Source organism: Kineococcus halophytocola (assembly GCF_041276425.1).
Classification (GTDB): Bacteria; Actinomycetota; Actinomycetes; order Actinomycetales; family Kineococcaceae; genus Kineococcus; species Kineococcus halophytocola.
Genome location: NZ_JBGFTU010000005.1, coordinates 115,069 through 127,070, shown reverse-complemented (window position 1 = coordinate 127,070; position 12,002 = coordinate 115,069). Strand labels below are relative to the sequence as shown.

The window sequence follows — 12,002 nt, the reverse complement described above, 5'->3', positions numbered from 1 at the left end:
CTGGGGTTTCTCGGGGTGGTCAGCGGGCGCCGGCGCGGAAGGCGGCCGCGGGGTGGTCGTCGCGGACGTGGACCTGGCCCTTGCCGTAGATCGTCTCGCGCAGCGTCTCGCCCTCGTACTCGCTCGGGTAGACGCCGCGGTGCTGCAGTTCCGGCACGACGAACTCGACGATGTCCTCGAAGGTGCCGGGGGTGATGGCGTAGGCGCAGTTGAACCCGTCGACGTCGCCGACCTCCATCCACCGCTGCAGCTCGTCGGCCACGGTGGACGGCGAACCGACGATGACGGCGCCCATCCCGCCGATGCCGACCCAGTTCGCGATGTCGCGCGGGGTCCACCTCCGGTCCGGGTCGGCGGTGGAGAACGCCTCGACGGCGCTGCGGACGGCCTGGGTCTCGGCGTACTCCAGCGGCTCGTCCGGCGGGTAGCTCGACAGGTCCAGCCCGCTCCAGCCGCCGTAGAGGTTCAGGGCGCCGTCGTAGCTGACGTGCTGCGCGTACTCCTCGTACTTGGCCCGGGCCTCCTCGTCGGTGGCCGCGGTGATGATGGTGACGAGCGTGAACACCTTGACGCTGCGGGGGTCGCGACCGGCCTGCGCGGCCTGGTCGCGCAGGCGGTCCACCCAGGGACGCATGACCTCCGGGCGGGTGGCGGTGTTGAAGACCGCCTCGCCGTGGCGGGCGGCGAACGCGATCCCCCGCGGGGAGGCGCCGGCCTGGAAGATGACCGGGGTGCGCTGGGGCGAGGGGGCGGTCAGCCCGATGCCGGGGACGTCGAAGAACTTGCCGTGGTGCTCGATCGGGTGGACCTTCGCCGGGTCGGTGAACACCCCGGCCTCGGCGTCGCGGACGACGGCGTCGTCCTCCCAGGAGCCCTCCCACAGCTTGTAGACGACCTCCATGAACTCCTCGCCGAGCTCGTAGCGGTCGTCGTGGGAGATCTGCGTCGACAGGCCGAGGTTCTTCGCCGCCGACTCCAGGTAGCTCGTCACGACGTTCCAGCCGACGCGGCCGTTCGTGTAGTGGTCCAGCGTCGCCATCGTGCGGGCGAAGGAGTAGGGCTGCTCGTAGGTCAGGGAGACCGTCACCCCGAACCCGAGGTGCTCGGTCACCGCGCCCATCGCCGAGACGGCGAGCAGCGGATCGCCCACGGGCACCTGGGTCGACTCGCGCAGCGCCGTCTCCGGCCCGCCCTTGTAGACGTCGTAGATCCCCAGGACGTCGGCGATGAACAGGGAGTCGAACTTGCCGCGCTCGAGGAGCCTGGCCAGGTCCGTCCAGTAGCGGATGTCGTCGAAGCGGTGCGACTGGTCGTCGGGGTGGCGCCACAGGCCGGGGGACTGGTGCCCGACGCACGTCATGTCGAAGGCGTTCAGGTGCACCCGCTGGGCGGGGGTGTGAGTCATCGAGGGGGCTCCTGGTCGAGGGTGGTCGGGTTCTTCCCGGTCGGGTCGTGCGACATCCCGGTCACTTGACCGCGCCCGCGGACAATCCGCCCACGAGCCACTTCTGGGCGACCACGGCCAGCACGTACATCGGGACGATCCCGACGAGCGAGGCCGCGGCCTGCTGGCCGAACTGCACGGTGCGGTCGCCCTGGAACAGGGACAGGCCGACCGGGAGGGTCTGGCTGCCGGTGCTCTGGGAGAACGACACGGCGAACAGGAACTCGTTGTACGACAGGAACAGGCAGATCAGCAGCGCGGCCACCAGGCCCGGGGCCAGCAGCGGCAGCACGAGGCGGACCAGCCCGCCGGTGGTGGACAGCCCGTCGACCCAGCCGGCCTCCTCGACCTCGACCGGGACGCGCCGGACGAAACCGTCCAGGAGCCAGACGGCGACCGGCACGTTGGCCAGGCCGTTGACGAGGATCAACCCCGCGGCGGTGTTCGTCAGGTCGGCCTGCTTGAGCAGGTAGTACAGGGGCAGCACCGCGACGATCGGCGGCGCGCAGTAGCTCGCCAGCAGGACCGCCTGCAGGCGCTCCCCGCGCGCCCCGGCCCGGGCCGTGACGTACGCGGCGGGCACCGCCACGAGCGAGGTGAGCACGGTCGCGCCGACCGCGACGACCCAGGAGTTCGCGAGCATCGTCGACAGGGGGACGGTCGAGAACGCCGCGGAGAAGTTCGACCACACGAACCGGCTGGGCAGCCACCCGCCGTTGGCGATGTCGTCGACGCTGCGCAGCGACAGCGAGACGAGGAACAGCAGCGGCAGCAGGGCGACGACCGCGACGGCGGCCAGGGCGACGCGCACCCCGCCGCGGCGCAGCGTGACCGCGGGGGTCGCCGCCGGGCTCGCGGCGCTCACCGGTCGGCCTTCACGGCACGGGCCCGCAGCAGGGTGACGGCCGTGGTGAGGACGCCCACGACGAGGCCGAAGACGAGGGTCTGCGCCGCGGCCGTGCCGATCTCGTAACTGCCGCGCATCCCGGTCCGGAAGATCTCGAAACCGGCGACGATCGTGGAGACACCGGGACCGCCCTGCGTCACGACGGCCACGAGGTCGAACACCTTCAGGCCGATGACGAGTTCGAGCAGCAGCACCGAGAACACGTTCGGCGCGACGACCGGCCACACCACGTTCGTGAACGACCGGAACGCCCCGGCCCCGTCGAGGGCGGCCGCCTCGCGCAGTTCCCCGGGGACCCCGAGCAGCGCCGCGAACACCAGCAGCGTGACCAGGGGCGTCCACTGCCAGACGTGCATGACGACGAGGGCGCTGAACGCCCCGACGCCGTCGCCCAGGGGGTTCGCGCCGGGGAACCCCAGCGCGGAGAACACCCCGCCGAAGGCGCCGCCGACGGGGGCCAGCATGAGTTTCCACGCCACCCCGACCATGACCGGCGGGGTGACGAGGGGCAGGAGCAGGATCGTCCCGACGACGCCGAAGCGCGTCCCGCGGGCGTGCAGCAGCAGGGCCAGCAGCACGCCGATGAGCGTGGCCGCCAGCGCGGCGACGACGGCGAACACGACCGACCGCACGAGGGAACCGGCGAAGGCGAGGGACTCCCAGGCCTCGACGAGGTTGTCCGTGCCGGTGAACCGCTGCAGCGGCCGGGCCAGCGACGACTTCGTCACCGCCAGCGCGACGACGAACAGCGTGGGGTAGACGAGCATGAGGGCCAGCCCGGCCAGGCTCGGCGCGGCCAGCCAGGCCGGGACGTGTCCCGGTCGGTGCCGGCCCGGGACCGCCCGGCGGGTGCCGTCGGGGGCGGACCCGCGCCGCGGGCGCGGCACCCCCGCACGGGTCCGTTCCCGGCGTCGTTCCGTCAGCTGCGTCATCCGAGCGTCTTCTCCCAGCTCTGCGCGGCCTCGTCGAGCGCGGCCTGCGGCGGGGTCTTGCCCTGGATCGCCAGCGCGAGCTGGTCGACGAGGTCCTGCAGCGCCTTGGGGGCGCCCTGCTGGTTCGGCCACGCCAGCGGCGTGCCGTCCAGGCCCTCGCGGATGACGTCGGTCGCCTTGCCGGCGGCCTCCGCGTACGAGTCGGCGTCCAGGACGGACGTGCGGGCCGGGTCGATGCCCGACCCGGCGGTCGAGGCCAGCAGGAGGTTGTTCTCCTGGTTCGTCGCCCACTGCACGAACGCCGCGGCCTTGTCCTGCTGCCCCGACGCGCTGGACACGCCGAGGCCGAAGCCCGCGTCCAGAGCGGTGCGCGGCGTCGTGTTCCTCCCCCCGACCGGCAGGGTCACCACGCCCCACTTGTCGACGATCTTCGAGCTGGAGGGGTCCTGCGCCTTGAGGCCGAGGTCGGTCCAGGTGTCGAGCATGGCGCCCTGACCGGACAGGAAGGCGGAGTTGGCCTGGTCGAAGCCCGTCTGCAGCGGCGTGGGCAGGGCGTGGGGGGAGACGTCGATGAGGTGCTGCAGGGCCGCGAGGCCCTCCTCACCCGCGAAGGCCGGCCTGCCGTCGGCGTCCACGAGGGTGCCGCCGTAGCCCGCGAGCCGGTTGATGAAGGAGCAGCCCAGGATCATCGGCACCTGCTGGCCCTCGACGATCGCGCCGTGGACCGCGCCGCCGGAGTCCTTGGTGATCTTCTCGGCGGCCGCGTCGTACTCGTCCCACGTCCTCGGCGGTTCGACGCCGTACCGCTGGAAGACCTCGGCGTTGTAGTAGAGGACGTGGGTGTCGCCGTCGAAGGGCAGGCCGTAGCGCTTGCCGTCGATGAGCGTGTAGGGGTCGTAGATCGACGGCAGGAAGTCGTCGGTGGCGATCTCGTCGTTGGCGCCGATCCACTCGGTGAGGTCGACGAGGGCGCCGGCCTCCACCAGCTCACCGAGGCCGAAGTAGAAGTAGTCGAAGACGTCGAACTCGCCGTCGCCGCCCTGCACGTCGAGGATCTGCTTGCTCGTGAGCTGGTCGTAGGGGATCGCCGTGACCTCCAGCTTCCCGCCGAACTCCTCGGTGAACTTCGTGCCCAGCAGCTCGGTGAAGGCCAGCACGTGCGGCTGGTTGACCATGAGCTTGAGCGTCGCCCCCTGCAGGTCGACGGCCTTCTGCGCGGCCAGGCCCGAGGCGGCCGCACCCTCACCGCAGGCGGTGAGGGTGCCGGTGGCGGCCAGCGCGCCGACGCCGAGGGCGCCGGACAGCACGCGGCGGCGGCTGGCGAGCAGGCGCGAGGTGCTGGAGCGGGGGACGGACACAGGGGTGCGAGGGGTCGCGGGCATGCGGGTGCTCCGGAGGGTGGGCGGACGGGACGCGTCCGGGAGGGTGCGCGCGGAACGGCGCGCTCGTGCGGTGCGGGGTGAGGACCCCGGGGGAGGAGGGGCGGCCGGTCAGGCCGCGGGTGCCGTCCCCCGGCACGTCGGTGCCCCGGGGCGACAGGCCATCGAGGCCGTGCGCGCGAGGTCGACGTGGTAGCGCCGGGTGAGCTGGGTACAGCTGTCCACTGCAGTCCTCCATCGTCCCTGGCGGGAGCACCTGCCGCGCGTGCGGTGGTTGCTGTGGCGTCGTCGAGCCAGGTCTCTCGGCCACTCTGGATGGTGTTCCGGCGAGCGTAGCGGATCACCGGGGCCCGCGGGAACGCTTTCGCGGGCCGCGAGTGCGCAGGGCCCGGCCGGGAGGGCTGTGCGACACTGAGGACGGCCGTGCGTTCCCACCACACCGGGCGCGCGGTCCGCCGTCGAGACCGTCGCCTGGTGCGTGGGTCCCGGGCAGCGCCGCGGTCTGGTGGAAGGACCTCGCAGGCGCCCCGGCCCGTGCCCCGGACGACGACCGCCGGTGGCTCCGGGGGGAGCACGCGTCGCGCGACCCCACCGGTGCACCAGAACTTCCGTCGGGCGCGGGTCGACCCGCCCGGCGATTCCGACGAGGACGCCCGGGCGTCCGCGGGGACGACCGGTGGAGCGGGCGCTGCGGGCGAAGCGGAGCACCCGTGACGAGCACACCCGACGAGAACGCGACGACGCCGGCGACGGCAGGGGCTGGGACGGGGGCGGGGGCGACGAAACCCCGCCGCCGTCGCGCGGCCAGCCGACCGGCCGGTCCCCCGGCCGCCGTGGAGGCGGCCGGCGCCGAACCCACGGCCGCACCGGTCCCCGAGGCCTCGGCCCCGGGGGATACGGCCCAGGAGACCCCGGCCACCGAGCCGTCCGCGGCCCCCGTGGAGGGCTCCGTCCAGACCCCGGCCGAGACCCCCACCGAGGCGCCCGCGCCGCGCAAGCGAGCCCGCCGGGCCACCCGCAAGGTCGCCGCCCCGGAGACCCCGGAGACCCCGGTGGCCGAGGAGCCCGCGACCGAGGCGCCCCCGACGGCCGATCCCGTGGCAGCCGAACCCGCTCCCGCACGCCGTCGGCGTGCCCGCAAGACCGCCGCCGCCCCGGCGGCCGAGGCGCCCGCCGACCCCGCGGCGGCCACTCCCGCCGTCGCCCCCGCCGTCGCCGCCGCCGAGGACGCGCCGGTCGAGGAGGCCCCGGTCGAGGCGCCCGCCGCCACGACGGACCCGACCCCGGCCGCGCACGCCGTCGAGGACCCCGAGCCCGCCGAGCCGGCCGACGACGCCGACCTCATGGACGACCCCGTCCTGCTGCGCGCGGCCGGGTTCGCCCGGGGGTCCCGCCGGGACGAGGCCGAGCCGGCCGACCGCGCCGCGGACGCCGCGGCCCGTGCGACCGCCCTCTTCTTCCAGGCCCCCGACGCCGAGACCCCGCCGCGCCGTCGGCGGGCCTCGGCCCCGGCCGGCCCGCCGCCCGGTGCCCGGTCCTCCGACGGGGACCAGGACGTGCGCGCCGACGCGACCGCGGAGGACGCCGGGGAGAACGCCCCCGGTGCCGGCGTCCGCGACGAGGAGGTCCTGGACAGCCTGCGCGACCTGCGCCGCTCCCGCGGTGCCACCCGCCGGGCCGGTGCCCAGGAGGACTCCGACGACGCGGACGAGACCGAGGACCTCCAGGACACCGAGGACACCGACGAGTCCGCCGAGGACGCGGGGGACGACGACGCGACCGACGACGCGGGTGCGCCCCGTCGCCGTCGTCGCCGGGGTGGGCGGGGCCGGCGCAGCCGTGGCCGCGACGCCGAGGACCGGGACGACCGGGACGAGGACCCCGGTGAGGACGAGGACCGCGACGACGAGGCCACCCCGGACACCGGCCGCGGCCGGGCCGAGGCGCAGGACGACGACGCCGACGGCTCGGACGACGGCGCCGACGACGGCTCGGAGGAGGACGAGCAGTCCGGCTCCTCGCGCCGCCGTCGCCGTCGCCGCCGCCGCAGCGGGTCCGGCGAGGGGGACGACATCTCCGGTGACGACCCGCCGAACACCGTCACCCGGGTCCGCGAACCCCGCCGCTCCCGCGGCGCCGGCGGCATCGGCGGCACCGGCGAGGACGAGATCACCGCGCTGCGCGGCTCGACCCGGCTGGAGGCCAAGAAGCAGCGCCGCCGCGAGGGCCGGGAGGCCGGGCGCAAGCGCGCCATCCTCACCGAGGCCGAGTTCCTGGCCCGCCGCGAGGCGGTCGAGCGGGTCATGGTCGTGCGCCAGCAGGACGAGCGCACCCAGATCGGGGTGCTGGAGGACAAGGTCCTCGTCGAGCACTACGGCGCGCTGCAGGCGCAGACCACGATGGTCGGCAACGTCTACCTCGGTCGCGTCCAGAACGTGCTGCCGAGCATGGAGGCGGCCTTCGTCGACGTCGGCAAGGGGCGCAACGCCGTCCTGTACGCCGGTGAGGTCAACTGGGACGCCGCGGGGCTGGAGGGCCAGCCGCGCCGCATCGAGGCCGCGCTGAAGTCCGGTGACCCCGTCCTGGTGCAGGTCACCAAGGACCCGGTCGGGCACAAGGGCGCCCGCCTGACGAGCCAGGTCTCGCTGCCCGGCCGCTACCTCGTGTACGTGCCGCGCGGGTCGATGACCGGGATCTCCCGCAAGCTGCCCGACACCGAGCGGGCCCGGCTGAAGAAGGTGCTCAAGGAGGTCGTCCCGCCGGGGGCCGGCGTCATCGTCCGCACCGCGGCCGAGGGCGTGGCCGAGGACGAGCTGCGCGCCGACGTCCAGCGGCTGCAGGCGACCTGGGAGGCCATCCAGGCCAAGGCCCAGAGCAAGAACGCCCCGCTGCTGCTGCACGGCGAGCCGGACCTCACCGTCCGCGTCGTGCGCGACGTGTTCAACGAGGACTTCACCAAGGTCGTCGTCTCCGGCGAGCAGGCCTGGGAGGCCGTCCACGGGTACGTCGCCGACGTCGCCCCGGACCTGGCCGACCGGCTGGAGCGCTGGGACGGCCAGCAGGACGTCTTCGAGCACTTCCGGATCGACGAGCAGCTGCAGAAGGCGCTGGGCCGCAAGGTCTGGCTCCCCTCGGGCGGTTCCCTCGTCATCGACCCGACCGAGGCCATGCACGTCATCGACGTGAACACCGGGAAGTTCACCGGGGCCGGCGGGACGCTGGAGGAGACCGTCACGCGCAACAACCTCGAGGCCGCGGAGGAGATCGTCCGGCAGCTGCGGCTGCGGGACATCGGCGGGATCATCGTCATCGACTTCATCGACATGGTCCTGGAGTCCAACCGCGACCTCGTCCTGCGCCGGCTCGTGGAGTGCCTGGGCCGGGACCGCACCAAGCACCAGGTCGCCGAGGTGACCTCGCTGGGGCTGGTCCAGATGACCCGCAAGCGCACCGGGCAGGGCCTGGCCGCGGTCCTGGAGGAGCTCGACGCGGCCGCCGACGCCAACCCCGCACCGCAGCCGTCCCCGAACGGCAACGGTGGCGGCCACGGCAACGGCGGCTCGAACGGCGGGTCGAACGGCGGCTCGAGCGGCTCGGGCAAGTCCCGCCGTCGCCGCGGCCGCGACCGGTCGGCCGAGGAGGCCCGCCCCGAGGCGGACGCCTCCGGCGGCGCCGCGAGGGAGTCCGCGAAGGAGACGCCCCAGGAGCCCGCGCAGGAGTCGGTGAAGGACCCGGCCGTGCTCGCCGCCATCGCCGCCGTCGCCGCGGCGGGCCGGCGGGAGCGGGACACCCCCGAGCCGGCCGTCGCGCCGGCGGGGGAGTGAACGCGTCGTTTTGACCCCGGGGGCAGGCGTTCCGTACGCTTGGCCCTTGGTGCGCCGTCGTGCGCGAGCCTCGGACTGCACGTGCGGTTCGGTGGCGATCCAGTTCGTGACGAGAGAAACGGGTTCGTTGTGGTGTACGCCATCGTCCGCGCCGGCGGCCGGCAGGAGAAGGTCTCGGTCGGCGACGTGCTGACCATCGACCGGGTCCCCGTGGCCAGCGGGGAGACGCTGCAGCTGCAGCCCCTGCTCCTCGTCGACGGTGAGACCGTCACTCACGACGCTTCGGCGCTCGCGGGTGTCAAGGTCGTCGCCGAGGTGGTCGAGGAGGCCAAGGGCCCCAAGATCACCATCCTCAAGTACAAGAACAAGACCGGGTACCGCAAGCGCCAGGGTCACCGCGCGAAGCTCACCCGCGTCAAGATCACCAGCATCGGGGCGTGACGTCAGATGGCACACAAGAAGGGCGCGAGCTCCTCGCGCAACGGTCGTGACTCCGCCGCGCAGCGCCTCGGTGTGAAGCGCTTCGGCGGCCAGGTCGTCAGCGCGGGCGAGATCCTCGTCCGTCAGCGCGGCACCCACTTCCACCCCGGTGCGGGTGTGGGCCGCGGCGGCGACGACACGCTGTTCGCGCTGGTCCCGGGGGCCGTCGAGTTCGGCACCCGTCGTGGTCGCAAGGTCGTCAACATCGTCGCGGGCGAGTGACGACGCACCCGTCGTGAACACGAGGGGCGGACCGGAGCGATCCGGTCCGCCCCTCGTGCGTTCCACCAGCGGTTCCACCCCCAGTTCGAGGAGATGACATGTCGACGCACTTCGTCGATCGCGTCGTGCTGCACGCGTCCGGCGGTGACGGCGGCAACGGGTGCGCCTCGGTGCACCGCGAGAAGTTCAAGCCCCTCGGCGGGCCCGACGGGGGCAACGGCGGCCGCGGCGGGGACGTCGTCCTCGAGGTCGACCCCCAGGTGACGACCCTGCTGGACCTGCACCGCCGCCCGCACCGCAGCGCGCCCGACGGCCGCTTCGGCATGGGCAGCCACCGCAACGGCGCCGAGGGCGACGACCTCGTCATCGGTGTCCCGGACGGGACGATCGTGCGGTCGGCCTCCGGGGACCTGCTCGCCGACATGGTCGGCCCCGGCACCCGGTACGTCGTCGCCCCCGGTGGCCGTGGCGGCCTGGGCAACGCGGCGCTGGCGACGACCAAGCGCAAGGCGCCCGGGTTCGCCCTGCTCGGTGAGCCGGGCGAGCAGCTCGACGTCGTGCTCGAGCTCAAGACGCTCGCCGACGTCGCGCTCGTGGGGTTCCCCAGCGCCGGCAAGTCCAGCCTCGTCGCGGCGCTGTCCGCGGCCCGGCCCAAGATCGCCGACTACCCGTTCACGACGCTGGTGCCCAACCTCGGCGTCGTCGAGGCCGGCTCCACGCGCTTCACCGTCGCCGACGTGCCCGGGCTCATCCCCGGGGCCAGCGAGGGACGCGGTCTCGGTCTGGACTTCCTGCGCCACGTCGAGCGCTGCGTGGCCCTCGTCCACGTCCTGGACGGGGCGACGCTGGAGACCGACCGCGACCCGGTGAGCGACCTGGAGGCCATCGAGAAGGAGCTGGCGGCCTACACCGTCGACGACGGCACCGTGCCGCTGCAGGACCGCCCGCGCCTCGTCGTCATCAACAAGGCCGACGTGCCCGACGCCGTGGACATGGCCGACATCGTCCGCGAGGACCTCCAGGAGCGCGGTGCGCCGGTCTTCGTCGTCTCCGCCGTGGCCCGCACCGGGTTGCGCGAGCTGTCCTTCGCGATGGCCGAGCTCGTCGCCGCCTCCCGGGCCGCCGCGCCCGAGGCCGTCCCCATGCGGGTCGTCCTCAACCCGCCGGCCGTGGACGCCTCGGGCTTCACGGTGACGCGCGAGGAGTACGGCGACGCCGAGCACGCCCAGGTCCGGTTCCGGGTCCGGGGCGAGAAGCCGCGCCGCTGGGTCCGCCAGACCGACTTCACCAACGACGAGGCCGTCGGCTACCTCGCCGACCGCCTCGCACGGCTGGGGGTCGAGGACGAGCTGTTCAAGAAGGGCGCGACGCCGGGGGCCGAGGTGGTCATCGGCGACGACGCCAACGCCGTCGTCTTCGACTGGGAGCCCACGATGGTCGCGGGCGCGGAGGTGCTCGGCCAGCGCGGCTCGGACCTGCGCCTGGAGGAGCAGTCCCGCCCGACCCGCGCGGCCAAGCGCGAGGAGGAGCGCGAGCGCCGGGCCGCCAAGGCCGCCGCGCGCGGGGAGCTGGAGAGCGAGCGCCTGGCCGGGCACTGGACCGGCGGGGACGACGAGGACTGAGGGCGGCGACGTGGACGGCTCCACCGCGACCCCGGCCACCGCGCCCGCGGTCGTGCGTCGCGCGGACCTGGCCACGGCCCGGCGCGTGGTGGTCAAGGTGGGGTCCTCCTCGCTGACCACGGCGGCCGGGGGGCTCGACGTGTCCCGGCTCGACGCGCTCGTGGAGGTCCTGGCCCGGCGGCGCCTGGACGGCGGGGACGTCGTGCTCGTCTCCTCCGGGGCCATCGCGGCGGGGCTCGCGCCGCTGGGGCTGCCCAAGCGCCCGCGGGACCTGCCCGGCCAGCAGGCCGCGGCGAGCGTGGGGCAGGGGCTGCTGCTGGCGCAGTACGCGCGCGCCTTCGCCCGGGCGGGGCTGACGGTCGGGCAGGTGCTGCTGACCGCCGACGACGTCGTGCGCCGGACCCACTACGGCAACGCGCAGCGGACGCTGGAGCGGTTGCTGACCCTGGGGGTCGTGCCCGTGGTCAACGAGAACGACACCGTGGCCACCCACGAGATCCGCTTCGGCGACAACGACCGGCTGGCCGCGCTCGTGGCGCACCTCGTCCGCGCCGACGCGCTCGTGCTGCTGTCGGACGTGGACGCGCTCTACGACGCGCCCCCGTCGCGTCCCGGGGCGCGGCGGATCGCGCACGTGCGCGGGCCGGAGGACCTGTCCGCGGTGACGATCGGGTCGGCCGGGCCGGCCGGGGTCGGCACGGGGGGCATGACGACGAAGGTCGACGCGGCCCGGATCGCGACGTCGGCGGGGGTGCCCACCCTGGTGACGTCCGCGGCGCGGGCCGCGTCCGCCCTGGGGGGGCAGGACGTCGGGACGTGGTTCTCCGTGCCGCCCACCCGTGCGGCCCGGCGCAGCACCCGGCAGTTGTGGCTGGCCCACGCGGCGGCCCCGGCCGGGCGCCTGGTGCTGGACGAGGGGGCCGTGCGGGCGGTGCGCTCGAACCGGTCCTCGCTGCTGCCGGCCGGGGTGGTGGGCCTGTCGGGCCGGTTCAGCGCCGGTGACCCGGTCGACCTGGTCGACGGAAACGGTGACGCCGTGGCCCGCGGGCTGGTGAACTACTCCTCGGAGGAGTTGCCGGACCTGCTCGGGCGCACGACGCGCGAGCTGGCCCGGCGGTGGGGCCCGGCCTACGAGCGCGAGGTCGTGCACCGGGACCACCTGGTCCTCCTGGGGCGCTGAGGCAGGTGACGA

8 protein-coding genes, 1 pseudogene and 1 riboswitch are annotated in these 12,002 nt (G+C 74.5%); of the genes and pseudogenes, 5 read left to right on the top strand and 4 right to left on the bottom strand.

What is annotated here, in order from left to right; translation table 11 throughout:
• Positions 1 to 19: 19 nt before the first annotated feature.
• The 4 genes from AB2L27_RS05775 to AB2L27_RS05760 all read right to left on the bottom strand — a co-directional run bounded on the left by AB2L27_RS05775 (position 20) and on the right by AB2L27_RS05760 (position 4,665).
• On the bottom strand, positions 20 to 1,405 hold the full coding sequence (locus AB2L27_RS05775) for an LLM class flavin-dependent oxidoreductase (protein WP_370440521.1): 1,386 nt from the start codon (positions 1,403 to 1,405) through the stop codon (positions 20 to 22).
• A gap of 61 nt (positions 1,406 to 1,466) precedes the next feature.
• Entirely contained in the window at positions 1,467 to 2,309 is an 843-nt protein-coding gene (locus AB2L27_RS05770) for a carbohydrate ABC transporter permease (RefSeq protein WP_370440520.1), read from the bottom strand.
• Positions 2,306 to 3,283: a carbohydrate ABC transporter permease gene (locus tag AB2L27_RS05765; protein ID WP_370440519.1), complete on the bottom strand. Its 978-nt coding sequence runs from the start codon at positions 3,281 to 3,283 to the stop codon at positions 2,306 to 2,308. Before AB2L27_RS05765 ends, AB2L27_RS05770 begins: the two co-directional genes overlap by 4 nt.
• Positions 3,280 to 4,665, bottom strand: coding sequence for an ABC transporter substrate-binding protein (locus tag AB2L27_RS05760; RefSeq protein ID WP_370440518.1), 1,386 nt, complete (start codon positions 4,663 to 4,665; stop codon positions 3,280 to 3,282). The genes AB2L27_RS05765 and AB2L27_RS05760 overlap by 4 nt, the downstream gene beginning before the upstream one ends.
• A gap of 228 nt (positions 4,666 to 4,893) precedes the next feature.
• Positions 4,894 to 4,984, bottom strand: a riboswitch (SAM riboswitch).
• 1,207 nt (positions 4,985 to 6,191) lie between these two features.
• Between AB2L27_RS05760 and AB2L27_RS05755 the strand changes: the two are divergent.
• From AB2L27_RS05755 to proB, 5 genes and pseudogenes are all read left to right on the top strand, one after another.
• Positions 6,192 to 8,480: pseudogene (locus AB2L27_RS05755) on the top strand (Rne/Rng family ribonuclease); the annotation flags it as partial.
• A 135-nt stretch (positions 8,481 to 8,615) separates the two neighbouring features.
• Complete coding sequence (rplU, locus tag AB2L27_RS05750; protein ID WP_179749490.1) at positions 8,616 to 8,927, top strand: 50S ribosomal protein L21; 312 nt, start codon at positions 8,616 to 8,618, stop codon at positions 8,925 to 8,927.
• Positions 8,928 to 8,933: 6 nt separating this feature from the next.
• Entirely contained in the window at positions 8,934 to 9,188 is a 255-nt protein-coding gene (rpmA, locus tag AB2L27_RS05745) for a 50S ribosomal protein L27 (protein ID WP_179749488.1), read from the top strand.
• A gap of 98 nt (positions 9,189 to 9,286) precedes the next feature.
• The gene (gene obgE / locus AB2L27_RS05740) at positions 9,287 to 10,810 is read left to right on the top strand and encodes a GTPase ObgE (protein WP_370440516.1); all 1,524 of its coding nucleotides are present in this window, start codon (positions 9,287 to 9,289) and stop codon (positions 10,808 to 10,810) included.
• A 10-nt stretch (positions 10,811 to 10,820) separates the two neighbouring features.
• Positions 10,821 to 11,990: a glutamate 5-kinase gene (proB, locus tag AB2L27_RS05735; RefSeq protein WP_370440515.1), complete on the top strand. Its 1,170-nt coding sequence runs from the start codon at positions 10,821 to 10,823 to the stop codon at positions 11,988 to 11,990.
• Positions 11,991 to 12,002 lie beyond the last annotated feature (12 nt).

Bases quoted from the DNA above. Each gene is read 5' to 3' on its own strand.
- AB2L27_RS05775 (WP_370440521.1), bottom strand. From the start codon at position 1,405: ATGACTCACACCCCCGCCCAGCGGGTGCACCTGAACGCCTTCGACATG.
- AB2L27_RS05765 (WP_370440519.1), bottom strand. From the start codon at position 3,283: ATGACGCAGCTGACGGAACGACGCCGGGAACGGACCCGTGCGGGGGTG.
- AB2L27_RS05760 (WP_370440518.1), bottom strand. From the start codon at position 4,665: ATGCCCGCGACCCCTCGCACCCCTGTGTCCGTCCCCCGCTCCAGCACC.
- rpmA (WP_179749488.1), top strand. From the start codon at position 8,934: ATGGCACACAAGAAGGGCGCGAGCTCCTCGCGCAACGGTCGTGACTCC.
- obgE (WP_370440516.1), top strand. From the start codon at position 9,287: ATGTCGACGCACTTCGTCGATCGCGTCGTGCTGCACGCGTCCGGCGGT.